A 24,641-nucleotide genomic window follows, 5' to 3' on the forward strand; every position below is an offset into this window, starting at 1 on the left:
AGCAAAAGGGGCAAGCCATGAGTGCCGAGACAGGCAGGCGCAGGTACGACTCGCTGCGCCGCGCCGCTCAAGCGGCAGAGACCAGAGGCGAGATCGCCAACGCCGCCCGTCGGCTGTTCGTCTCCCAGGGCTGGGCGGCGACGACGGTACGTGACGTGGCGCGCGAGGCCGGAGTCTCGGTGCCGACCGTCTACGCGACGTACGGGAACAAGACCGGGCTGACCCGGGCCCTCGCCGATGCGGCCAATCTCGCCGCCGATCCGGCACAGACGCTCGCCGACCTGGAGGGCGCCGAGAACGATCCCGAAGGGCAGCTCGCGGCGATGGCCGCGTACGACCGGCGCCTCTTCGAACGCGCCGGTGACGTGATCACACTCGTACGCGAGGCGGGCCGTTCCGAACCGGTGCTGGCAGCCATCTACCGCGAGGGCCGTCGGCGGGCCGACGAAACCAGGATCCAGGTGTTCTCGTCCTGGCCCGACGGCCTACTCCGCGAAGGACTGGGCATACCGAAGGCCGTCGACATCTACGCGGCGATCTGCAACATCGACGTCTACACCACCCTCACCGACGAACGCGGCTGGCAACCCGATCAGGTCGAACGCTGGTGGACCGAGGTCCTGACCCGCGAACTCCTGAGCTGAGGGTGCCCACCGGCGCTCACCGGGGAGACGGGATGGCGCGCAGCGCCGACACCACGACGGCTATGCCTTGTCACCCCTGACGACGGCCAGGATCGTGTCGGCTTCCGCCAGCCACGGCCCACGGTCGACGGGCTGGTCGACGCCGTGGTCCCAGTGGGGCTGGGCGTCGGCGTTGCCGGAGGCGGTCAGGTACAGGTGCCGGGCGAGACGTTCCCGGGCGTCCGGAGCCAACGGCGGCCCGACGGCGTTCCGTTCGACGGCCAGGGCGTGTCGGACGGCGTACAGCATGCCGTTGGTGTCGGCGCTCCCCCGCGTCCAGGCGTCGAGGGCGGCCCGCTCGGGGACGGTCAGGTTTCCCCACCGCGCGCCAGCCACGACCTGAATGGACCTGTCGCCTACCCGCAGCACTTCGGCGCCGCCCGCCAACGCCTTGTCGACCTCCCAGTCTCCGTGATGCCCGCCGCCGGTGCCGCGCCATGCGTCGGTCTCTGACGGATGGTCCTTGAGGTAGGTGGTGTGGGCGCTGGAGACGACGCTGCCGTCGGGTAGGTGGGCGGCGCGGATCTGGTCGGTCATGGTCGCTCCTTCTCTCGCCACGCGCTGATGATCTGCGTACCGTCTGGCAATACCCGAATCTCGCGGAACACCACAAACACCCAAATTAGGTGAGACGGGGCAGAGTGGCCGATAACTCTGATCGGCCGAGCACCGAGGTCGATCTGCTCTGCATCGTTGCGTAGGGATGGCTTCGTCGGCCAGTTCGCCGTGGGTGGCGCCGCCGTCGTCGGAAACGTACGCCACGGCCCAGTCAACACGCTGCGGAGGGCCCACCGAGGGCTCGACGGCCTCCCTGGCCGATACGATCGAGCCCGGCGCCACCAGTGCGGCGCCGGGCTCGTCCAGTTGGCGTACGCTCACCGGAACTCGACCACAAAGGTCATGATCCTGTTGCCGCCGACAACGGAATAAGTGTGATCAACAATCTGGCCAAGTTGCCCGTTGCGGGTGAGAGCCTCACGGAGCGCGGGCGACACCTTGGCGAGTTGTTCGGCGTCGACGTCGAAGTACGCCACGTGGCCCTGGTCGAGGTCGTTCCACGTGCCGTGAGGCATCTTCCATGCGCTCTTGACCAAGAAGTCGATGTTCCACCGGACGACGCGCTGCACTGATCGCCTCCATTTGTTCCGGCCCACGGGTTTGTCAGTGTGCCGCCGTACGACCAGGAGCCGCGCCACCACGCCGACGATAGCGGCGTGGTGGCGCGGTCCCGGGCCGGTCGCGCGCTGTCCGTTATCTGATCAACTTCCACGGGCCGTTGGGTCCACCCGGTGCCTGGTTGCGGGTGTACCACCGGGCCTCGTACACGTGGCCCTGGTACGCGACCCGGTCGCCGGCACCGTACACGGTCGTGGGCGTCCAGGCCGCCGGGCTGCCGTCCGGCGGCGGCGGGGCGATCTCCTCCCACGGGCCGTTGGGATCGCCGGGTGCCTGGTTCCGGGTGTACCAGCGGGCGCGGAACCTCTTGCCGTCGTCCACCACGATGTCACCGGCGTTGAAGATCCGGGACGCCGTCCAGATCGTGAGCCCGTCCTCGGTCATGGCCAGTTCCTGCCACGGGCCGTTCGGGTCACCCGGCTTCTGGTTCTTCGCATACCAGGAGGCTGAGTAGACCCTGCCCTGGTAGCTGACCTTGTCACCGCTGTTGTAGACCTTCGACGCGCTCCAGGCCGGCGGCAGTTTCACCGTCACGGTGCCGGTGCCCTGTGCCGGGTCCAGGTACTCGCTTCCGGTGAACGACGCGGTGAGCGTGTGGTCGCCGGGTGCGAGCCCGACCGGCAGGGTGAACGTCGCGGGGCCGCCGGACAGTGTGGTCGAGCCGCGCATCGTGCTGCCCTCGCGCAACTCCACCGTGCCGGAAACCGGTGCGGCGCCGGCCGTGACCTTGACCGTCACCTTCGCCGCCGTGCCCCAGTCCGTCGCGGCCGAGGTGACGGTCACCGTCGGCGCCCCCTTGGCGGTACGGAACACGGCCGGCTGCGCCACGGCCACGCCGTCGTCAGCGCTGCGCGCCGAGACGATCCAGGCGTACGACGTGCCCGGCAGGAGTCCGGCCCAGTTCACCGTGGCGGTGCCGTCAGCGGTCACCTCGTCCGTCCCGACCACGCCGGACGGCACGTACGCGGCCAGCGAGTCGGTGGAGAACGAGGTCTTCCGGGTGGTGAGGTCGACCGGCAGGGTGAGGTTGTCCTCCGCGCCGTTGTACCGCGGCGTGGTCTGGCTGCCGTCCGCCCGGATGTCGTACTCGGTCGCCCCGAAGTTCTCCAGCAGCGGCGAGTACGTGTCGATGTGCATCTCGGCGCGGTCGACGTCGAACTGCATCAGGCGCAGGAAGCTCGCCCCGAACTGCAACCGGTCGGTGGACTTGTGGTCCGGCTTGCCGTCCCGGTTGAGGTCGATGTTGCCGGCGGCGTCGACCAGGTCGGGCCAGAGTTCACCGGCGGACACCGTGTAGAACTGGTAGTCCGCCAGCAGTTCGACCACGTCGTGCGTCACGGTCACGCCGACCTTCGTCTTCAGGTTGGTGCCGACGCCGTGCTCGTGCCCGGCGAGAACCAGGAAGACGTTCGGGTTGTTCTCCACGACCAGCTTGTACAGCGGCGAGCCGTCCGGCGCGGAGAAGGCCGCACCCCGGCCGTCGGGGTTGGTCGACGGCTTCAGGTAGTCGTGGGAGAGCAGGATCCCGTTGCGGTCGGAGTACCGCTTGAAGACCGAGTCGGCCCAGCGGGCCTCGTCCGGCGTCACCCCGTACGACAGGCCCACGGCGACGAAGTCCAGCCCGCCGGCGGAGAAGAGTACGTAGTTGTTCTGGTTGTCCTTGCCGGGCGTGACGCTGCCATCGGCCTTGGCCACCTCGTCCCAGGCGTGATACTCGGCGCCCGCCGGCCATCCCCCGGCCACCTGGTAGTACCGGTCGGCGCCGAACGTCCGGCTGAACCGGGAGTTCGGGCCGGTCTCGGCACCGAGCTGGTTGTCGTGGTTACCGGCGATGACCTGGTTCACCACGCCCTTGTCGTCGAGGATCCGCTGGTAGCTCGAGGCGCGTTCGAACTCCCGCTCGACCTGTTCGTTGAGGCCGGGCCGCTGCAACGAGCCGTCCGGGTTCTTGGCCAGTGGGTCGTAGTAGTCGTTCTCGATCACGTCACCGGTGTGCGCGGTGTACGCGATCTTGCGACCCGCCGCGTTGTCGGCGATCCACTGGGTCTGCTCCCGGTACGCCGCGGTGAAGATCGCCTGCTCCTCCGCCGTCTGGATGTCCGAGGGTTCCGCCCGGCCGTCGAAGTCGTCGTACGTGCCGCCGGCCGCGCCCTCGCTCAGGTACTGGGTGTCGGTGAAGTGCGCGAGCGCGAAGTCGTACGAGGCCGGGTCCTCGAACCGGTCCTTGTCGTTCTGCGCGGACGAGTCGCGCGGGGACAGGTCGTCGGCGAACGGGTCCTCGCCGGTGACCAGCACGTGCACGGTGCCGCCGTCCCGGTGCTCCGGGCTCAGTGGCGCGGTGAGTACGGTGCTGTGTCCGGCCTGGCCACGGGAACTGGTCAGCACGACCCACTTCTTGGCGGCCGGATCCCAGACCCGCAGCGCCACCACCCGCTTCGGGTCGGCGGTACCCTCCCAGCGCAGGATCGGCGTCTCGGTGGTGGCCCCGAGCTTCACGTCGTACCGCTGGAAGACCACGTCCCGGCTGGACGGGGTGTCGATGGTCCGGCCGTCGAGCGGGCGCAGCGAGCCGACGTCGACGCCCTTGTCGTGCGCGACGTCGAGGGTGGTCGGAACGGCCGACGCCTCGCCCTGGTAGCCCGCGGTCGGAACCACCAGGTCCGCCTTGGTGAAGGTGGCCGTCAGCGGTACGCCGTCCTCGCCGGGGATTTTCGCGGAGAGCGTGGCCGACGGCGAGTTGCCGCCGGTCACGGCAGCGCCCAGCTCGGTCGGGACGTCCGGGATGCTGGCGCTGGTGAAGTGCACCTCGCGGGTGGCCGAGTTGCCGAGCGTGTCGGTCGCGGTCACCGCGAGGGTGTGGTTGCCGGCGGGCAGGCCGTGGCCGATCTGGTCGCCCTGGGCGACCGCCTTGCCGTCCAGGGTGATGGCGGGCGTACCGGCCACTCCGGTGGCATCCTTGACCCTGATGTCCAGCGCGACGGTCGCGGTCAGCCGCTGGCCCTGCGCCGGGACGCTGCTCTCGATTACCGGCGCGGTGTTGTCGACGGTGAACTGCCGGGTCGAGGTCTTGTCGCCGACGGTCGCCTTGATCGTGTGCGCGCCGTCCGCGATCGCCGTCGTGTCGACGTCCGCCCGCTTGCCCAGCGCCCGGAGCGCGGATCCGTCCTCGGCGGTGACGTCGAACAGGACGGTCTTGTCCAGCGCGGCGTTGTGGCTGCTGCCGCAGGTGCCGTCGCCGATGTGGACGGTCACCGGCGATCCCACCGGGTAGCTGGTGGAACCGATGGTGACGGTGGTCCCGGCGATCATCCTGGTCAGCTGGGTCGCCTTCCCGGCGACCGGGGCGAGCTGGAAGTCGCGCAGGGTGAAGTCGTCGTAGTTGTCGCAGCCGCCCGGCTTGTCGCCGCCGTGGTCGCTGCCGGCGACGAATTCCAGCACGTTGACGCCGGGGACGAGCCACTCGTTCGGGAAGGCGAGATCGGCCACCTCCTTCTCCCAGACACCGAGGTCGAGCGGAATGCCGTTCACCAGCACCTTGTTGTCGAAACCGTTGTCGGCGCCGTTGCCGCCGACGAAGACCTTCAGGTGGGCGTCGCCGCCGCTGCCGAGGGTGTCGATGGTGCGGGTGGTCGGTGCGCCGTCGACGGTGAAGTGGAACTCCGCCTCCTTGTTCGCACCGCAGGTCCCGTCGCCGAGCGCGAGCGAGGCGTCGGTGGTCGCCGTCTTCGTCACCGCCCCGCCGGCGGTGGTGACCAGGTACGTGGTACCGGGCGTCACCGTCCCCGGCGTGCTCAGCGCCAGGCTCACCGAACTGCGGGTGAGCCGGAAGTCGTCGTGGTTCGGGCAGGTCGCACCGTTGGCGCTGCCGTTGTAGTCACCGGTCTTGACCTCGACGACGTTGTCCCCGGGCCGGAGGAACCGGGCCGGAAAGTCGAGGCCGACGTACGCCGCGCCGCTCACCGCGTAGTCGCCGCCGAGCTCGACCCGGTTCCCGTTGACCAGTACGTAGTTGTGGTACTTCGCCTCGACCGAGTTGCCGGCCTCGACCGTGAGGCCGAGCGTCGCGGTACCGGCGGCGAGCGTCTCGGCGTTCTCGGCGGACCGGCCGTCGATGGCCAGCGACTCGACGCTCTCCGTGCTGCCGTTCGGCAGCGCGGCGATCACCGGTCGGGTACCCCGGACGAGCGCGCCGTCGGCCGGGGTCAGCTTCGCCGCCCCGGGCGCGGCGTTGTTCACCTCGACGGCGACGCTCTGCTTCGCGCCCGACCGGGCGGTCGCGGCGATGGTGTGCCGGCCGTTGTCGAGCTTGGTGGTGTCGAGGCGGGTGCTCAACCCGGCCGTGCTGCCGGGCTCACCGGAGACGACGAAGGTGAGATCCTGGGTCAGCAGGTTCCGGCCACTGCCGCAGGTGCCGTCGCCGAAGTTGTAGCTGAACAGGTTCTGCTCGCCGTCGGCAACCACGCCGAGCAGGCTGAGGTTGATGCTGCTCAGCGGGAAGTCGTCGTAGTTGGGGCAACGGCCGCCCTCGCCGTACGGGAGTTGCTCGTAGCCGATGGCGCTGGTGTTGGTGGTGTCGACCCAGGCCGCGCCGGCGTGCACGGTGACGGTGTTCACCCCGGAGCGCAGCCAGTCGCCGGGGAAGGCCAGGCTGCCGCTGTTCCCGCCCGGGATGGTGGGAAAGTAGATCCGGTCCGCCTCGGCGGTGCGGCCGTTGACGGTGAGGTAGTTGCGGTAGCGGGCCTCGGTGCCGTTGCCGCCCATGTCGAAGCCGAAGCGTGCGGTGCCGGCGGTCTTGTCGGCGTCGATCGGATCACCGTCGACGGTGAGGCTGACTACCGAGTCGTCCTCGCTGGTGGGCTCGGCGGTGACGGTGACCGTGCCGTCGAGGGTCTGCCCGTCGGTCAGGTTGAGGCTCGGCGCCCCGGCGGCAGCCGGCGGCGGAGGTTCCTCCGCCACCGCCACCGTCGGGACCAGCGCCGGCCCGGTCGCGGCGACGAGTGCGACCACGAGTACGGGCCAGAGCGCGCGCAAGCGTCTGGCGCCCACCCGCGATTGGTGCGTCATTGGGGGTTTCTCCTTATGTGACAGCGGTGAGGTGGATCGCCGCGACTGTGGTGAGGCCGATGCCGAAGACCGTGATGCCGGCGGCGGCGAGTACGGGGGCCACCCGGGTGGCCTGGCGCAGCAGGGCGTGCGAGCGCGCGCCCCGGACGACGACGGAGTTGCCGGCGATCGCGAGCAGGCCGACGCCGAACAGGACGACGGCCATCCCGATGCCGAAGGTCAGGACCAGCAGCAGGGCGAAGCCGGCGCGTCCGATGAACAGGCCGGTGACCAGCACGAGGAACGCGGCCGGGGACGGCGTGAGCCCACCGGAGATGCCGAGCAGCACCAGCCCGGGTCGTTTGCCGTGGTCATGGGCATGGCTGTGCGGGTGGCCGTGGTCGTGGTCGTGGTCGTGGCCATGTGAGTGCGAGTGCTGGTCCGGGTGGGCGTGCCGGTGCGGGTGGGCGGCGGCGTGCAGGTGGCGGCGTACCAGCCAGAGGCCGGTGGCCACCACCAGCAGGCCGGCGACCAGTTCCAGCCAGGTGGTGAGCTGCGGCATCCGGATGACGTCGGCGAGGGACAGGAACGTCCACGCCAGGGCGATCACCAGGACCGACAGCGTGTGCATGACCGCCACCGAGCCGCCCAGCCAGGCGGCGTCGCGGATCCTGCCGCGCGAGCCGACGAGGTACGCCGCCGCCAGGCTCTTGCCGTGCCCCGGCGCCACCGCATGGCCTGCCCCGGCGAGGAACGCGAGCGCGAACGCCAGCGGCGGTACGCCCGGTGCGGAGACCAGGCTCTGTAGCCGGTCGGAGATGGCGGCGGCCTGGATGACGGCGGTTGCGCTCATCCGAGCTGCCCGGGACGCGCGTTCGGCAGCGCCTCGGCGACCCGGCGGCGGCGGGTCGACCGGCGGAACAGCACCAGCCCGCCGACCGCGACCAGCAGTATTCCGCCGAGCACGACGCCGAGCTGGATGGCGGCGCTGCGTCCGAGCTGCTGTTCCGGGGTGCCGGTGGCCGACGTTCCTCCGGGTACGCCGGCCAGCGCCGCCGTCTTGTCAAGCGCCCAGTCGTGCGAGTCCCTGCCCGACTCGTACACCGCGCGTGCGCCGCCGGGACCGATGGCCAGCGTCCGGTACGCCGGATTCAGGTCGGTCAGCGTCCGGACCGCGACGGCGACCGTGCCGACCGGGCCGGGGCAGGTGTAGTCGACGGTGGCCCCGGTCCTGGCCAGGTCGCTCGGTGGCTGTACGGAACCGGCGCACGCCCGTCCGCCACTGCTGACCGTGATCTGCCGCAGCAGGTAGGCGGTGAACCGGTCGGAGGTGGCGAGCGCCGCCGCGTCCGAGTCCTGGTAGAAGACCGCGCCGTCGAGCATCACCCGGTCTCGCGGTAGCAGGTCGAGCGAGATCCCGAGCAGGGTCAGGTCGTCGAGCCCGCCGACCTTCCAGCGGACGTGTACGACATCGGGGCGGTCCTGGTCAGGCATGATGGCGATGGTCTGTGGATCCCCGAACGGGTGCGCCTCGGCCGGGGCGGGCGCGCCGAACAGGACCACGGCGAACGCCAACAGCGCGAGGGCGCCTATTCGGTTACGGCGCGGCCGACGTCCGTGTGGGGGCAAGGACAACGCTCCGGGTGTACGGTCTGCGGCGCGCTGAAGGCGCGATCGGGTAGGCACTCTGCCGGGCGTGCGCGAACCCGGAGGCCCACCCCAGTGATCAGCAGGCAATGTCGACGTGAACAGTTAGTTGATCAACCCGCTGCCGACGAACCCACGCGCCGACACCTCCTCGTAGTCCAGGCCGCGCGATCGCTTGGATCGAACACCAGAGCGGCCACGATGCCTGCCGTCAGGTACACACCCGACGCCCTCTCGAACGACCACCAGCGACAACGTCGTCGATGGGGACCTTTCCGAAAACTAATACGTGCTGACCAGGCAGAATGGGAAGGGAGGCACCACGATGCACTCATGATCGGCTATCCCCCGCCCAGGTCGAGACTCTCGGAGGACAGCTCATGACGAACCCTGACGGCCTCCACCTGACCGCCTCGCAGCTGATCGGCAACCCGCCCGCCGAGTACCCGCAGATCGCGGCCGAGCTGCTAGCCATGGCCGATGCAGACGAGCAGATGCGAACCCGTTTCCTCATCGGCACGGCCACCTGGGATGCGGAGATCGACCGTGTCAACACGGCACGCCTCAAGAACATCATCGCCGAGATCGGCTGGCCTACGGTGTCGAAGGTCGGAGTCGAGGCATCGTCAGCGGCGTGGCTCCTGGCCCAGCACGCCGCCGATGACCTCGACTTCATGACGTGCTGCCTGGGGATGATGAAGGAGGCCGGGCCGGGAGAGGTCAAGCTCTCGAACATCGCGCTGTTGGACGACCGTGTGAGAATCATCCAGGGCCAGCCGCAGGTGTACGGCACCCAGTTTTGTGAAAAGGGGGCGGGCCATGAGCCCTTCCCGATTGAGGATCCAGAGAGCGTGGATGAGCGTCGGGCTGCGGTGGGACTCGACACCTTGGAAGAGAACGTAGCCCGTGTCCGGGAGATGTACCAAGGCGGCGGCCGGTAACTCGACCGCGAGGAAATCGACACCATTCGAAGAATGGTGAAGGGGGATCCCGATGGCCAGCCGTGAAGGTGCTTTCAGGGCACTCGAAGACCGGGACTGGAGTGGTACCGAGGTTGAGCACACCCCCGGCCGGCGACGGTTGTCCACTCGATCCGGCTACCCGAAGACGCGTCCCGCTGGGTTGAGGCTGAGGCGCTCCGACAGGGCACGAACTCGTCTGTGGTCATCCGTGGTCTGGTCGAACGTGCGGCCCGCCCTCAACCGCCGGGTGAGACAATGGTCGTTCGGGTTATAAGTCACGCCGAAACGTGCTCCAAGCCGTGAAACAGGCCATTCACTCAGCCGCTTGACTGCCGCAATCCTGCCCGACCGGCGCTACTCCAGCCGATGTCGGTGAGCTGTAATGTGCCGATGAAACCGAAAGTCCCGCACGTTGCCGGAATTCTGGTGGCAACGCTCGCCGCGGTGATACTCCACGCGTCGCCCGCCACCGCCGACGACCCGCACATCCTGCCGATCGACCCGGCGACGATCGACACCCCGGCCGAGATCCGCGACCGGTTCGCTCCGCCGAAGCCCGACGAGCACGGCCGCTCCCCGGTGTCCCCCGAAGCGGACGCCCGGTGCGGCAATCCCGCCGCAGAGCCCGTCCCGGACGGCGAGCCGATCCTGGTGAGTATGCCGCCGGCGCCGGTGTTCACCGTCGGGCAGATACCGGCATCGTGGTGGCGCACCCCGCCGGAGTTGAACGTGACGTGGCGGCTGTACTTCGAAAGCCTCGGCTGGATCCGGCCGCTCGCGTACCGCGCCGTCCTCGACGACCAGGACGAGTCCCTCGCGACGATCGTCGGCCAGTACCTTGCCTTCTACCAGCAGAACCCGGACCCGAACACGACCCAGTACGGGTGGGACGAGGCAGCCGCGACCCGCCGCCTCGGCGTCGGTAGCTGCCTGTACGCGTTGACCGGCGACCCACAACTGGTGCCGGCGATGGAGGCGGACGCCCGGGTGCTGCTCGGTTCCCGCTACTACGGCCCACCGGGGTTCTCGATCCACAACCACGGACTCATGTCCAACCTCGAACTGACCTACGCCGCCGCCCTGATCGACCGGCCAGCGTGGCAGCAGACCGCACGAACCCGCATGGTCAGCGAGTCGTCGCAGTCGTTCTCCAACATCGGCATCTCCTGGGAGCAGTCGTCGATGTACCAGGAGGTCAACGCGGTCCTCTGGGGATACGCCGCAGACGTACTCGCCGGACAGGCCGGCTACGAAGACGACGCCGCGCAGATCCGTACCATCGTCGACAAGGCGTTGGCGTCGTACTCGTGGATGACGGAGCCCGACGGTGGCATCGTCCAGATCGGCGACTCGGACGAGCAGCCCGGCCGGCCTGGACCGGCGTCGTGGACGGAGCGGGTGTTGCGCGACGACCAGGCCGGTTGGGTGGTCGGCCGCTGGTCGTGGAGTGATCCGGCGGCGAACTACTACACGGTCCGTTACGGGCCGGGCCGGCGGGCGCACGGACACCACGACCGCGCCGGTGGTGTCACCTGGAGTACGCGGGGCGTGCGGGTGCTCGTCGGCCCGGGTCGCTACTCATACGACTCGACCAGCCCGTACCACGCCTACCAGAACAGCCCGCAGGCCCACAATGTCGCGATCCCGGACGGTCGTACCGTTACCGGCTCGGCGTACGCGTCGATCACCAGCTCGAAGGTGCAGGCGCCGGCACACGCCTGGAACCTCGGCGACACCGTGTACGGCATCGCCCACACCCGGAACATCAACGTCAACCGCGACGTCAACCAGATGATCGTCAGCGACGACTTTCCGGCCGCATCACTGTGGCGCCAGAGTTGGCACCTCGACCCTGACTGGCAGCTCACGTCCGGCGGCGCTGACAGCACCCGGTTGACGTTCGCACACCCGTCCGGGCGCACGTTGACGTTGACCACCACCGGTCGGGTGTCGTCGGTGACGCTGGGCCAGACCCGGCCGCCGGCCGGCTGGCACTTCCCGCGTTTCACCGAGCGGGAGTGGGCGCCGGAGATCGTGATCCGGTCGTACGGGCGGGCCAACACCACCACGCTCGTCGTGTCCTGATCCGGGCCCTCGGGTCGGCGGTTTCCTGCCGCCGGCCCGAGGGCAACCCACCGTGTCCGACCCTGAACAAGCCGGCTGGAAGTCGGATGATCTCGCGCCACGTCTTGTGTTTTTGCTGGTGGGACGGACGTGTCGCCGCGCGAACCGCATCCGCCGCCGCCCGGAGCCTCCGGCAAGGGTTCGAGCTGCGAGTGTGCGCGCATTGGGCGGACTGCTGTGAGGGGTACGGGCGCGGCGAGGTCGATGGGTGCGAGTAGTCGACTCAGCCACCTTCTCCGCAGTCGGCCCTCTCTTGGCCAGGATGGTGTGAGGCACCTCGTGTGAACTCGAGGTACTGACCTGGGGCGGGATCGGAGATCCTTGTGTACGTGTCCAGACCTTCTATCAACCAAGGCCGAACATCCAGGGTGTCAGTCACGGCGGCGGTGGTCTAACAGAGACGCTACTTCGACCCGGAAAGGAAACGGCTCGTCCGAAGCGAGCGCTTGGCCGGAACCTGCCACGACGTACGGAACGTAGTGGTCGCCGTCCAGTCTCTGAAGGTGCAGTTCGACCGAGTCCTGCGGCTGCTCCACCCGCAGATACCAGCCAATCCCGGCCGCTGCATACAGCTGTGGCTTCAGCAGTCTGTCCGTTCCGGCGTTGCTTGGCGATACCACTTCGGCGACAAGCTTGACCTCGACGGCCTCAACCGTGTTGCCGACGTCGTCGGTATCGGCCACGACGATGTCCGGCTGCAATATGCGGCCACTGACCAGCCGGAGGTTGACGTCCTGCAGGACCAGCAGTCCGGCTTGCTTAGCCGGCGCGTAGAGTCCCATAGCAAGCAGGAGCGCGATGTGCTGATGCCGCTTACTCGGCGCGGGACTCACCCACAAGCTCCCATCGATCAGCTCAATCCGGTTCGGGGTCTCGCCAAGCGCGAAGTATTCGTCCTCGCTCCACGGTCCCGGGTGCTCCAGCACTGTCACGCTCATCGGATCGCCTCACCTCTCGGCGGATGCTGCCCCAAGCGTGCCATGTCAACGCCTACCCGCGCGACAACAACCGGCGCCGCCGTGTGTGCGGTTCGGTCTGCTGGCCTGGATGCACCTTGACACAACACCTAGGTAGCGTCAAGCTCTCTATAGGTAGGTTAGGCAACCTAGAGGGAGGCGCCGCATGCCCACGGTCGAGTTCAGCGATGCCGCATACGAGAAGTTGGCCTTCGCAGCCAAGATTGCAGGGGTGTCACTGACAGAAGCGGTCGATCGCGTGTTCGGCACGTCCAACCAAGCGCCCGCCTCGGACAATCCCCAGCACGAGCCGTCGGCGTCCGAGCAGCGCCAGGATGAGATCAAAGTGACCGCGACCTACCTGGGACGACGCGTCACCGGCTACCTCGATCTCGATTCGGAAAGGCTCCGAATCACCGAAGCACCTCACTCAGACCTCGTACGGACCTTCAAGTCCCCCAGCCAGGCAGCTGTCGAAACGGTCCGCCACCTCAACCCGGCCCGCAAACGCCCTGAGACCAACGGCTGGCGATTCTTTTGCGCCGAGGACGGCCAACTCATCGAACGCTATCGCCGCCGTTGACGGTTCCACCGCAGGCGAGCGATGCGCCGTCCACCACCAATGAGATCGTCCGGTCCAAGTCCCAGAGGAGAATGGGACATATGTGGGCCGGACGCGTCGCCGCGCGAACCGCAAATCCAAGTGGCCGGTGATCCACTACCAGTACGTTTGACCAGGTCACGGACGCGGGGTGCTCACTAAGCCTGATCCGCCGTCGCCCGGAAGCTCCCGCAAGCCTCGTCTGGGCCACAGCCACCGCCCGGCCGCCCGCAGGCTTCGAGTCAAATCTGTGCCATCCGTCATGGTATGACACAGCAGCTGATCAGTCGTGTGCGACCGCTTGCCGCTCGTGCAGCGAAGCCCGGTCGGCTGCGGCCCGGCCCGATGCCCAGCCCTCTCGGTTGTTGATGGCCGTCGCATGCTGTGTCAGCTCGGGGAACTGCTCTTCGAAGGCATCGCGCACCGCGTCGTCGCGCGCCGCGAGCACGGGCAGCAGTTGGGCGGCGCCCGCCGACGCGGTCATCTCCCGGTCCACCCCCTCGGTGGTGGCGCTGAGCCGTTCGCCGATCCGCGACGCGTACGCGGTCAGGAATGACTGCCGGAACGAGCGGGTCGTGTTGCGCCCGTACTTGTCAGTGCTCGGCTTGGCCTGCGTCATCGCCCTCGTCGCCTGCACGAGCAGCGAGGTGAACAGTAGCTCGGTCGACTCCAGGTCGGCCGGGAAGCCGACGATGGTGGTAAATCCGAACCGCTTCATCCACACCGCCCGACAGTTGTTGGCCTCCGCAACGACCTGCAGCAGCAGCGTCTTCGGCGCCTCGTACGGATTGTCGATGCTCACCCGGCGGGTGACCGGCTGGTCGCGTTCACCCGTCGTGGCGACGAGCAGGGCGTGATCGATGCGATGACGGGCCATCAATTCCTGTGCCTTTGCCGTGAACGCGTCGGCCTCCTCCGGGAAGTCGGTGGACTCCGCCTTGGCCAGCAACGCCCGGACCCGATCAAGCATCCGCTGATCGAGGTCCGCCGGTTGGGTCACCGCGTCGGACCTGGCAGCGCCGGGCATCGGGCCGACCGGCTCGATCGGCGGCAGCGTCGCGAGCAGATGAAGCACCTCGATGATGGTGGTGATCATGCCGGCACGGTCGAGGCCCTGCCGTTCACCCCAGACCGCCACATAGTGGTCGTCGTGATCCCACCACACCTGCGCGTCGAGGGCAGCCAACTGCGACTGCCACCGCCGGTCGACAGTCGCAGTGGAATAGCTGCGCATCTGCGCCGCGATGGCATCGACCATGAGCCGGCCGTGACGCGTGGTGCACTCGCGGCGGGCCACCCGTACCAGCTCGGCCGGCTGCCAGCCACGCCGCCACGCATGCTCGACCTCGCGGAGCAGGGAGGCCAACAAGGCCCGGTTGACGACCTGGATGCCGGTGGTACCGCCGGGGCCGGCGGCCAGCAGGGCGCGGCAGCGACCGAGCTCGGCCGTCTCTTCGCGGTGCTGGGCGTGGACCGCCTGGTCGATGATCTGCTCCGCGAGCTGACGCTGAGACGGAACACGTGGCGCGCCGAACAGGCCCAGCGGGTCGCCGGGGCCGGGCGGCCCGACAGCCCTTCGACGCTGAGCCGCCTCCGCGGCCTTCCGCTTGGCCTTGTGTCGTACACGACTGTTCTTCCCCATCGGCCTCCTCCCGACCCGACGACACCAAACCACGGACGTTACCAACCCGGACCAGCAGACAACCCACGGCTCGATGACGATGGCAGCGTGTCGGCACAACGACGCGGCTACCGAACTCGCAGTGTCGGCAGAGATCGCCCGTCAGTCCGGGCTCATCCGACGGGTAAGGCGTAACCCAGCGCCTGCAGCGCCCGGCGGAAGGCCGGTTCCTGTTCCGTCGTGACGGCGAGGTGCCGTTCACCGATCGCCGTGCAGAGCGGCCGGAGCCGGCGGTCGTGGTGGATCAGTGCGGCCAGTGCCGGATCGGCGCATTCGATGAGGCGCACCTGACCCAAGTCGCGTAGTCGCCCGGCGCGGGCGGTCACGTCGTTGAGCAACACCAGCAGGATCGCGGGCAGCTCTGGCTGCGCCATGCGACCAACCAGGAAGTCGCGGAGCTGATCGACGCTGCGACCGGCGGCCACGGCGGCGAGTACGGTCTCCGCGGTGAGCGTCCAGACCCGCTCGGTGGTCCGTTTCGCATAGCCGTCGAGGACAAGGCGGTCGGCCGGGCTCAGCTCACCGGTGACGACCACATCGAGGTTGGACAAGACCTTCAGGTTGCGAATCGGTGCTGCGTCTGCCGGCGCCCGGTACGACGCGGTCAGGCCGAGGGCGTACGCGCCGAGCCCGGTGAGCCGCACCGCGCGCAGCCCGTCGTAGCGGCTCAGGTAGTCGAGGTCGTCGGCGCCCCAGTTGCCGTGGTAGTCGTCACGAGCACCGGCCGGTTCGTCGTAGGCGACGTCGACGAGGCCCAGCGTGGCTGCGTACTCGAAGATGACCGCAAGGGTGTACCGGCCCTCCAGGATCTCCCACGCACCGAACCCGGCGTAGCCGAGACTGCCGTACTGGGCATCGACCAGGTACAGCTTCCACAGCGCCCGGTCGCTGCGCGCGACCGTCGGCGACAGGCCCCTACCACGCATCGAGGCGAACAGATCATCCACCTCGACCCAGACACCGGGCCGGCAGGTGGCCAGCGCCGCGGACACCCGCTGCCGCCGGGTCTTCGCCGAGGTCAGCACGTTGGTGGCGCGCTGGCCCTTGATGTGCTCGACCCGGCTCAGCTCGTCGAGCACCGCCTTGGTGTTCCAGGAACGCCACAGCCCCCTGATGACCTCCGCAGCCGGCTTCCCGAGTGCCGACCGGCCCCGGGCGGTCAGCTGAAGTTTCCCGCCCCCGATATCGGCCAGGCCGCCGGCCTGCACGAGCAGTGGCCAGGCGTACGCGGCGATCGCCTCGTCCGGATAGAAGTCGCCGCCCGACAGCGTATCGGCGATCAAAACGACACTGGTCGCAGCCGGTCGTCGGGTCTTGTCACTGCAGCGCAACCGCCCCGAGTCACACAGCCGCAGCACGGCGTGCACGTCAGCCAACACATGACGCTCGGTCAGGCGCAGTTCGTCCGCCTCAGGGCGGCGGTCGACCAGGACGGCCGCCAGTTCAGACATACGGCGATCCTATTCACCCCCCGCCGCAGACAGACCATCGGCTGATCACGGCGGAGGGACGGTTCGCGTATAAGATCATCAGTGGGGCGGGCGGGACTCGAACCCGCGACCGAGGGATTATGAGTCCCCTGCTCTAACCTGCTGAGCTACCGCCCCCTGCCGGCGCGGGGATATTAACCCGCTGCGTCGCCGACCGGCCACCGACATGCGGTGACCGACCCACGAAGATCGAGTTCCCCCTGTCAGCAGACGGAGGGCGCCCCGGCACGGCGAGAATAGCAACCAGGATCGACATCGAGGTGCCGCCAAGCGACAGCCAGCGCAAGCGGTAGGCGCCCGGCAGCCGCGCGGCCACGCACCCACACGCAGCCACGCTCGGCGTACGCTCAGCCGCCCAGATACCGGAGAACGGCGCCGGCCGTACGCCACCCGCTGGCGAGGGCGCCCTGCACCGACGGGCTCGCCCGATGGTCTCCGGCCACGAAGATCCCCTCCCCCACCGCCGCCGGCTTGCGCAGGCCCCCCTGCGGCGCCGGTGCCGCCGGCAGCGCGCCCGGCACCGTCACCGTCGTCAGATGGTCCCAGCCGTCGACGGAACGGCCGTACAACCGACTCAGTTCGGCGCGGACCAGCGACTCCGGCGGCACCATCGGACCGGCCACCGAGCTGGCGATCAGGTGCCGCCCGGCCGGAGCGTACGTCGGCGCGGCGTGGCTGACCACCACCGTGTTCGCCACGAGTCCTCGCCGGTCCCCGTCCAGCAGCAGGATCGGCTCGTCGATCGGCGGCTCGACGGCGGAGTGGTAGTACGTGCTCAGCGTGTGCATGCGTACCCGGCGCAGGGGCGGCAACAGGGTGCTCGCGGTGACCGGGTCGGTGGCCACGAGCACGGCTCGACAGCGGACGTCGCCGGCCGAGGTGCGTACAAATCCCCGCCGGAGTGACGAGGCGGAGACGCCCAACGCCACCAGCGACGCCGGCAGCGGATCCGCGACGGCCTGCGGCAGGGCACCGATCCCGGCCGCCGGGAGGCCGATCCGTCCCCGGGCGAAGGACCGGACGATCATGGCGAAGACGTGACTGGAGGTGGTCAGCTCCCGCTCGCCGAACACCCCGGACAGGAACGGCCGGAGCAGTTCCTCGATGATCCGGTCGGAGAGACCGGCCCGGCGCAGCTCCATCTCGGTGCTCAGTTCGGGAGCGGCCAGTAGCCGGTCCACCGGGGAGGTCGCGCAGCGGACCGCCAGCGCGGCCAGCCGGAGTCGGTCCGTTGCCCGCCCCACGCTACTGATTTTGCGTACGCCGGGGACCTGAGCGGCCCGGCCGAGGCCGGCGGCGTCCGCGAGGCCGGTGAGGACCGTACGGCCCGCGCCGAGCGGATCCCGGACCGGATGGACCATCCGGTGCAGCGTCTCGCCCCGGCGCACCAGCGCCCCCTGCGTGAACAGCCCGAGGTCCAGTGCGGCGACGTCCACCAGGGCGGTCAGCCGAGGGTAGGCGGTGTTCACGACCTGGAATCCGCGGTCGAGCAGGTAGCCGTCCACGGCGTCGGTGGCGACCCGGCCACCGAGCCGGTCGGCGGCCTCGATCAGCAGCCAGGGCGTACCGGCGCGGTGCATCCGGCGGGCCGCGGCCAGCCCGGCCAGGCCGCCACCGACGATCACCACGTCGGTCTCCGCCGGCAGGTCGGACACGGTCTCACTCACGGCCGGACACGATCTCACTCACCCGGTGTCGCCGATGATCCCCGGCCGGGATGGTTCGGCTCGCGGGAGAGCCGGGACGGCCACCAGATCGCGGACCCCATGTCGTAGGTCAGGGCCGGCACCAGGAGCGAGCGTACGACGATGGTGTCCAGCAGCACCCCGAGCGCGACCGCCACCCCGAGTTCGATCAGGATCACCAGGGGCAGTACGGCGAGCGCCGAGAAGGTCGCGGCCAGCACGATGCCGGCGGAGGTGATGACTCCACCGGTGACGACGAGCCCGCGCAGCACCCCGGCCCGGGTGCCCCGGCGGACGGACTCCTCCCGGACCCGGCTCATCAGGAAGATGTTGTAGTCGATCCCGAGTGCGACCAGGAAGACGAAGGCGAACAACGGGAACGACGCGTCGACGCCGGGGAACCCGAAGACGTACTGGAAGAGCAGTGCGCACAACCCGAGGGTGGCCAGGAACGACAGTACGACGGTGAGGATCAGCACCACCGGCGCGAGCAGTGCCCGGAGCAGCAGGGCCAGGATCACCGCGATCACCCCGAGTACCGCCGGGATGATGACGTTGCGGTCCCGGGTCGACGCGTCGGCGGTGTCCACGCTGATCGCGGTGAAGCCGCCCACCACCGCGTCAGCGTCCGGCACCCGGTGTACGGCGACCCGCAACCGCCGTACCGTCTCCTCCGCCTGCTCGCTGTCGGCCGACGCCGTCAGGGTGGCCTGGAGCTGGACCCGGCCGTCCACCACCTTCGGCTCGGCGGCGGCACCGCCCGGCGTGCCCGGTCCCGCACCGGGGCCGGTCGAGCCTCCGGGATCGGTGCCGTTGCTGTCCCCGGTCGGCTGCGGATGCACCTCGGCCACGCCGGGTACGGACTGGGCCGCCACCGTGACCCGGTCGGCGGCACCGACCGGGGTGAAGATGGTGACCGGGCTGCCCAGCCCGCCGGGGTAGTGCCGGTCGATCACCTCCTGGGCGATGACCGAGTCGGTCCGGTGGGTGAACAGCTCCGTCTGGCCGAGCCGGGTGGCACCCAACTGGGTCAGGCCGAAGCCGAGCCCGATCAGGATCAGGGTGGTGACCACCCAGACCAGCCGGGCCCGCCGGGCGATGAAGTGGGCCATCGGCTTCCACAGCCGGCCGACCGACGCGGCGTGTTCGACGTACGGCGAGCGCGGCCAGAACGCCCACCGTCCACCGATCATCAGCAGCGCGGGCAGGAAGGTGAGCATCACGACCAGGGTGGCGCCGATCCCGACCGCGGCGACCGGTCCGAGTGCCTGGTTGGAGGTGAGGCTGGACAGTAGTAGGCAGAGCAGGCCGGCGATGACGGTGCCACCGGAGGCGAAGATGGCCGGGGCGGCACCGCGCCAGGCGGCGAGCATCGCCTCGACGGCGTTCTTGTGCTGGCACAGTTCCTCGCGGTAGCGGGCGATCAGCAACAGGGCGTAGTCGGTGCCGGCGCCGAAGACCAGCACGGTGAGGATGCCCTGCGCCTGCCCGTTCAGCATGATCACTTCGGCCTGGGCCAGGAAATAGACGGCCAGCGCGGCGAGTGCGTACGACAGGCCGGCGGCCAGCAGCGGAATGATCCACAGGATGGGGCTGCGGTAGACGACGAGCAGGATCACCAGCACCACACCGAGGGTGACCAGCAGCAGCGGCCCGTCGATCGAGGAGAAGACCTCGATCAGGTCGCCGAGCAGGCCGGCCGGGCCACCGACCACGACCGTCTGGCCGTCGTCCCGCCCGTGGCCGGCGATCCGGCGCAGTTCCATGACCACGGCCCTGGTCTGGTCGTCCTCCGTGTTGTCCACCGGCACGATCACCTGCAGCGCCTGGCCGTCCTCGCTGGGTATCGGCGGTGGCAGTGGACCGACGACGCCGGGGACCGCCGCGAACCGGGCTGCGTCGGCGGCCACCTGCTGCCGGTCGGCGTCGGTGATCCCGCTGTCCCGGGCGTAGACGACGAGGGCGGGAATGGTCTCCCGGTCGACGAATCCGGCGGCGAGTTCTTCGGCGTGGGTGGCTTCGGCGTCGGCCGGCAGGAACGCCGCGTTGTCGTTGGTGGCGACCTCGCTGAGCCGGCCCGCGTACGGCGCCGACACGACACCCACCGCCAGCCAGCCGACTACCAGCACGGCGGCGAGCAGCAGCACGATCCGGCTCCGCGACCCCGCCATCTCCCACCCACCCCGTTTGCGCCGCCTGTCGGGCGGCCGGCCACATCCACGGGTTCCGCCGGGCAGCGGGCAGAACGCCGCAGGCCGGGCAGACCCCAGATATGACGATGCCCGCCGACAGGGTCGGCGGGCGGGATGTTGGGAAAGCTCCCCCGTTTGGACTCGAACCAAAAACCTGCCGGTTAACAGCCGGCTGCTCTGCCAATTGAGCTACGGGGGATCGCCTTGGCCCGGCACTGGATCTCCGGCGCCGTGCGACGGGACAAGAGTACAGGACATGTGGGGGTGCCGGGCTACTGGGTTATTGCCCGAGGTGACCCGACGACACGACCTGTCAGATATCCGGACAAATCGCTATGCGGGCCCCAACCAGGCATGACATCGGTGGAGGATGGGTACCGGCTTGGGGACAGACAACGCAGGCGCGACACGGTCGCCTACCGGAAAGACCTGGGGGCACTCGACCGCGTCAGACATGGAAAGGAGCCGTCATGCGCGGAAAGCTGTGGTTCGTCGGCGGGCTGGCTGTGGGCTTCGTCCTGGGCGCCCGCGCGGGCCGGGAGAGGTACGAGGAACTGGTCCTCAAGGGCCGTCAGGTCCTCGACCACCCGACGGTGCAGGAAGCGGCCGGGGTGGCTCAGGCCCAGGCCAACCGGCTCTACACCGAGGGCAAGGATCGACTCAGCCACACCCGGCTGGGCGAGAAACTGGGTACGGGCAGCGGCGGGTCCGCCGAACTGGGCTCCGGAGACGGCGGCACCTACGCCGACTCGGGTGTCGGATCGGGCAAGAAGACCGCGTCATCCGGTTCGGCGACGACGCCCGCCTCGCGGGCGGCGGCATCCGGATCGGGAGCCAACGGCACCACGTTCTGACCGAGGCACACCCGGTCCCGTGCTGGACGAAAGGGGTCGGCCCGATACCGGGCCGACCCCTTCACGCCGTCCATGACCCCGCGGTGAGTCTCAGTCCCCGCTACTGAACGCGGGCTCAGTGCTCGCTGCTGAAACTCGGCCTCAGTCCTTGCTGCTGAAACTCGGCCTCAGTCCTTGCTGCTGAACGCGGCGTCGAAGGCCGCGCTCGGGGCGTCGAACGCCAGTCGGCGGACGAACTGCAACGCCTCGGGGGCACCGACCAGGCGGTCCATCCCGGCGTCCTCCCACTCGATCGAGATCGGGCCGTCGTATCCGATCGCGTTCAGCGCCCGGAACGAGTCCTCCCAGGGCACGTCGCCGTGCCCGGTGGAGACGAAGTCCCACCCCCGGCGCAGGTCCGCCCAGGGCAGGTGGGACGCGAGCCGGCCCCGGCGCCCGTCGCCGGTACGCACCTTCGCGTCCTTGCAGTCCACGTGGTAGATCCGGTCGGCGAAATCGAAGATGAAGTTCACCGGGTCGAGTTCCTGCCAGACGAAGTGCGACGGGTCCCAGTTGAGCCCGAACGCCGGGCGGTTCCCGATCGCCTCCAGGGTCCGCTTGGTGGTCCAGTAGTCGTACGCGATCTCGCTGGGGTGCACCTCGTGCGCGAACCGTACGCCGACCTCGTCGAAGACGTCGAGGATCGGGTTGAACCGGTTGGCGAAGTCCTCGTACCCCTTCTCGATCATCGATGGCGGGACGGGCGGGAACATGGCCAGGGTGTGCCAGATCGACGAGCCGGTGAACCCGACGACGGTCTTGACCCCGAGCTTCGCCGCCGCGCGGGCGGTGTCCTTGATCTCCTCGGCGGCCCGCTGCCGGACCCCTTCCGGCTCCCCGTCGCCCCAGATCCGGGCCGGCAGGATGTCCTGGTGGCGCTCGTCGATCGGGTGGTCGCAGACCGCCTGCCCGACCAGGTGGTTGGAGATCGTCCAGACCTTCAGGTTGTACTTGGCCAGCGTCTCCCGCTTGCGCTCGACGTACGAGTCGTCGGCGAGCGCCTTGTCGACCTCGAAGTGATCGCCCCAACAGGCGATCTCCAGCCCGTCGTAGCCCCATTCGGAGGCGAGCCGGCACACCTCCTCGAACGGTAGGTCGGCCCACTGGCCGGTGAAGAGCGTGATGGGTCGCGCCATGGTCTTTCTCCCTGTTGATCACGCGGGATTCGCGACTGCGCCGGATGTGGCGCCGGTGGACCGGGGCGAGGGTGACCGTCCGGGACGGTGGCGAAACTCCCCCGGCGACGACACCGGCACGTGCGTACTCGCACCTCTGCCGGGCAGGTTGCGCCTCCCGCCCGGTCGCCGGCCATCACCGAGGATCGCCGAGACCACTCTAGGCGGTGTCGGGCGGGCCAAGGAAGCCCCGCCTCCCGATCGAGAGGCGGGCTTCCCTGGCCCGGAGGCGGGGCTTCCCGCTCAGCTCAGGGCAGGGTCCACTTCTGGTTGGCAGCGCCGGACAGGCAGCTCCAGAGATGCACGTTCTGGCCGTCCGCCGAACTGTTGTTCGACACGTCCAGACACTTCCCGGACAACGGGCTGCGGAGGGTGCCGTCCGACTGGGGTGCCCAGTTCTGCGCCGTGCCCCCGTTGCAGGTCCAGAGTTGGATCTTGGTGCCGTTGGCGGTGCCGGAACCGTTGACGTCCAGGCACTTGCCCAGGGCCCGCAACGTCTGGCCGTTCACCGTCCAGGTCTGCCGCGCCGAGCCGGTGCAGGTCGAGATCTGTGCCTGCGCACCGTCGGCGGTGCTGCCGCCGTCGATCTCCAGGCACTTGCCGGCCAGCCCGACGATCGGTCCGGTGCCGGAGCCGCCGCCGGAGGTCGAGCGCACCAGAGTGAACTCGTCGACGTCGTACAGCCCGGTGCCGGAACCGGCGACGGTCAGGTACAGGTTCTGGGTGCCGCTCGGCACCCCGGACAGCGCGGTGCTCACCTCGGCGTAGCTTTCCCAGCCGCCGGTGTTCGAGATCGTCGCCGTGCCGAGCACCGTGCCGGTCTGCGAACCGGTCCGGACCTGGAGGGTGCCGCCGGCGCCGCCGGAGGCGATCCGGGCCCGCAGCGAGGTGACCCCGGTCAGGTTCTGCCCGTTGTACGCGGCCCAGTCGCCCGGGTCGAGGTATCCGACCAGCGCGCCGCCGACGGCGCTGGACTTGCTGACCACGGTGACCCCGCTCTGCGCGCTGAACGCCTCGGCCTGGACCGTGGTGTTGGTACCCGGATCCGGGTTGGAGCCGAGTTCCTTGATCCGGATGTTCCGGAACGAGGCGTCGTCGCCGGTGCCGTGGTTCTGGATCCCGATGTACCCGGCCAGCGACCGCACCGGGTCGGTGTTGGTGAAGTCGTTGACCAGTACGCCGTTCAGGTAGACCCGCAGCCGCTCCCCCTCGACCAGCAGCTCGTAGCCGTTCCACTCGCCCGGCGCGTTGAGCGCGGCGTCCCGGGCCGTGCTGTCCGCGGCCTGGAAGCCGTAGATCGCGCCGGTGGTCCGGTCCGAGCTGTCGGTGGCGTCGATCTGGATCTCGTACCCGTTGTCGATCGCCGACTGCGGATCGGTCGACGACGGGAAGCCGATGAAGACCCCGGAGTTGTCGTCGCCGGGAACGCGCCAGTCCAGCTTCAGCGAGTACGACGTGAACTGCTTCGCGCTGTACCAGTACAGCCCCATCCCGCCGACCGAGGTCAGCGTGGCGTCGGAGTTGCTGAAGCTGCCCGGACCGGCCTGGGACCAGCCGGTGGTCGAGCCGTTGTAGAGGCTGGTGTAACCGGACTCCGGTCGGCAGTCGGCCTTGGACCGGCCGGCCGCGTACCGGATACCGCCGAGCAGGTGCGCCCGGAAGGCCGAGTCGCTGTACGACGCCTGGGTGTGCCCGGCGCCGGTGTAGAAGGACCGGCCGCCCTCGTACGTCTTGCACCAGACGTGCGGATGGTCCGCGCCCATCCCGCCGCCGGAGTACGACGACTCGTCGAGCGTCGCCAGCACCTTCGCGGTCGACCGGGGGTTGGTCCGGAAGTTGTACCACTCGTCGGTGCGGGTCCAGGTCTGCGGCAGGTGGGCTGTTGCCGCGTGCCCCCGGTCCGCCACCTTCACGTTGGCCTGCTGGATCGCCGGGTGCGACGCGAAGTACGCCCCGACCAGGTTGCCGTAGAACGGCCAGTCGTATTCGGTGTCGGCGGCGGAGTGCACCCCGACGTACCCCTTGCCGCCGCGGATGTAGGACTCGAACGCGCTCTGCTGGGTGGAGTTGAGCACGTCGCCGGTGGTGTTGAGGAAGACCACCGCCTCGTACTGGGCGAGGTTACTGGTGTTGAACGCGGCCGCGTCCTCGGTGGCGGTCACGGTGAAGTTGTTCGCCGCGCCGAGTTGCTGGATGGTCTGGATCCCGACCGGGATCGCGTCGTGGCGGAACCCGGCGGTCTTGGAGAAGACCAGTACGTCGTACGGGGCGTCGACGGCGCTGGCCGGGCTGGCCGGCACGGTCGTGCAGGCCAGCACCGCCAGCATGGTGGT

At 69.3% G+C, this 24,641-nt stretch carries 17 protein-coding genes and 2 tRNA genes; 5 read left to right on the forward strand and 14 right to left on the reverse strand.

What is annotated here, in order from left to right:
• Positions 1–17 precede the first annotated feature (17 nt).
• Positions 18–644: a TetR/AcrR family transcriptional regulator gene (locus tag ACFP2T_RS36805; RefSeq protein WP_377430283.1), complete on the forward strand. Its 627-nt coding sequence runs from the start codon at positions 18–20 to the stop codon at positions 642–644.
• Positions 645–704: 60 nt separating this feature from the next.
• Here ACFP2T_RS36805 and ACFP2T_RS36810 read toward each other — a convergent pair whose 3' ends face one another.
• From ACFP2T_RS36810 to ACFP2T_RS36830, 5 genes are all read right to left on the reverse strand, one after another.
• Positions 705–1,220, reverse strand: a complete 516-nt coding sequence (locus ACFP2T_RS36810; protein ID WP_377430286.1) for a hypothetical protein — start codon at positions 1,218–1,220, stop codon at positions 705–707.
• Positions 1,221–1,558: 338 nt separating this feature from the next.
• Positions 1,559–1,810, reverse strand: coding sequence for a hypothetical protein (locus tag ACFP2T_RS36815; protein WP_377430288.1), 252 nt, complete (start codon positions 1,808–1,810; stop codon positions 1,559–1,561).
• 124 nt (positions 1,811–1,934) lie between these two features.
• The gene (locus ACFP2T_RS36820; RefSeq protein WP_377430292.1) at positions 1,935–6,923 is read right to left on the reverse strand and encodes a carbohydrate-binding protein; all 4,989 of its coding nucleotides are present in this window, start codon (positions 6,921–6,923) and stop codon (positions 1,935–1,937) included.
• A gap of 13 nt (positions 6,924–6,936) precedes the next feature.
• Positions 6,937–7,755 (reverse strand): HoxN/HupN/NixA family nickel/cobalt transporter, encoded by an 819-nt coding sequence (locus tag ACFP2T_RS36825; protein ID WP_377430295.1) that lies wholly within the window; start codon positions 7,753–7,755, stop codon positions 6,937–6,939.
• Positions 7,752–8,477 (reverse strand): hypothetical protein, encoded by a 726-nt coding sequence (locus ACFP2T_RS36830; RefSeq protein WP_377430297.1) that lies wholly within the window; start codon positions 8,475–8,477, stop codon positions 7,752–7,754. The genes ACFP2T_RS36825 and ACFP2T_RS36830 overlap by 4 nt, the downstream gene beginning before the upstream one ends.
• A 452-nt stretch (positions 8,478–8,929) precedes the next feature.
• On the opposite strand from ACFP2T_RS36830, the gene ACFP2T_RS36835 reads away from it, so the two are divergent.
• A complete protein-coding gene (locus tag ACFP2T_RS36835) occupies positions 8,930–9,490 on the forward strand; it encodes a DUF6624 domain-containing protein (protein WP_377430300.1) in 561 nt (186 codons plus the stop codon).
• Between the two features lie 411 nt (positions 9,491–9,901).
• On the forward strand, positions 9,902–11,596 hold the full coding sequence (locus ACFP2T_RS36840) for a hypothetical protein (RefSeq protein ID WP_377430302.1): 1,695 nt from the start codon (positions 9,902–9,904) through the stop codon (positions 11,594–11,596).
• Positions 11,597–12,006: 410 nt separating this feature from the next.
• Here ACFP2T_RS36840 and ACFP2T_RS36845 read toward each other — a convergent pair whose 3' ends face one another.
• On the reverse strand, positions 12,007–12,573 hold the full coding sequence (locus ACFP2T_RS36845) for a Uma2 family endonuclease (protein WP_377430304.1): 567 nt from the start codon (positions 12,571–12,573) through the stop codon (positions 12,007–12,009).
• A gap of 184 nt (positions 12,574–12,757) precedes the next feature.
• Here ACFP2T_RS36845 and ACFP2T_RS36850 point away from each other — a divergent pair, with 184 nt between their 5' ends.
• The gene (locus ACFP2T_RS36850; RefSeq protein WP_377430307.1) at positions 12,758–13,174 is read left to right on the forward strand and encodes a hypothetical protein; all 417 of its coding nucleotides are present in this window, start codon (positions 12,758–12,760) and stop codon (positions 13,172–13,174) included.
• A gap of 301 nt (positions 13,175–13,475) precedes the next feature.
• Here ACFP2T_RS36850 and ACFP2T_RS36855 read toward each other — a convergent pair whose 3' ends face one another.
• The 6 genes from ACFP2T_RS36855 to ACFP2T_RS36880 form a co-directional block, all read right to left on the reverse strand.
• Complete coding sequence (locus tag ACFP2T_RS36855; RefSeq protein ID WP_377430312.1) at positions 13,476–14,834, reverse strand: DUF2786 domain-containing protein; 1,359 nt, start codon at positions 14,832–14,834, stop codon at positions 13,476–13,478.
• A 152-nt stretch (positions 14,835–14,986) separates the two neighbouring features.
• Positions 14,987–16,324 (reverse strand): helicase-associated domain-containing protein, encoded by a 1,338-nt coding sequence (locus tag ACFP2T_RS36860; protein ID WP_377430314.1) that lies wholly within the window; start codon positions 16,322–16,324, stop codon positions 14,987–14,989.
• 82 nt (positions 16,325–16,406) lie between these two features.
• Positions 16,407–16,480 (reverse strand) — tRNA-Ile (locus ACFP2T_RS36865).
• A gap of 230 nt (positions 16,481–16,710) precedes the next feature.
• The gene (locus tag ACFP2T_RS36870; protein WP_377430743.1) at positions 16,711–18,009 is read right to left on the reverse strand and encodes an FAD-dependent oxidoreductase; all 1,299 of its coding nucleotides are present in this window, start codon (positions 18,007–18,009) and stop codon (positions 16,711–16,713) included.
• 35 nt (positions 18,010–18,044) lie between these two features.
• On the reverse strand, positions 18,045–20,219 hold the full coding sequence (locus tag ACFP2T_RS36875; protein ID WP_377430317.1) for an MMPL family transporter: 2,175 nt from the start codon (positions 20,217–20,219) through the stop codon (positions 18,045–18,047).
• 147 nt (positions 20,220–20,366) lie between these two features.
• Positions 20,367–20,439, reverse strand: a tRNA-Asn gene (locus ACFP2T_RS36880).
• Positions 20,440–20,710: 271 nt separating this feature from the next.
• On the opposite strand from ACFP2T_RS36880, the gene ACFP2T_RS36885 reads away from it, so the two are divergent.
• Complete coding sequence (locus tag ACFP2T_RS36885; RefSeq protein WP_377430320.1) at positions 20,711–21,094, forward strand: hypothetical protein; 384 nt, start codon at positions 20,711–20,713, stop codon at positions 21,092–21,094.
• Between the two features lie 167 nt (positions 21,095–21,261).
• On the opposite strand, the gene ACFP2T_RS36890 is transcribed toward ACFP2T_RS36885, so the two are convergent.
• Together ACFP2T_RS36890 and ACFP2T_RS36895 are read right to left on the reverse strand one after the other, a co-directional pair.
• Positions 21,262–22,269 (reverse strand): sugar phosphate isomerase/epimerase family protein, encoded by a 1,008-nt coding sequence (locus tag ACFP2T_RS36890; RefSeq protein ID WP_377430323.1) that lies wholly within the window; start codon positions 22,267–22,269, stop codon positions 21,262–21,264.
• A 287-nt stretch (positions 22,270–22,556) separates the two neighbouring features.
• Complete coding sequence (locus tag ACFP2T_RS36895) at positions 22,557–24,635, reverse strand: ThuA domain-containing protein (RefSeq protein ID WP_377430745.1); 2,079 nt, start codon at positions 24,633–24,635, stop codon at positions 22,557–22,559.
• Positions 24,636–24,641: the final 6 nt, after the last annotated feature.

It is taken from the genome of Plantactinospora solaniradicis (assembly GCF_042658085.1).
GTDB classification, from domain to species: Bacteria; Actinomycetota; Actinomycetes; order Mycobacteriales; family Micromonosporaceae; genus Plantactinospora; species Plantactinospora solaniradicis.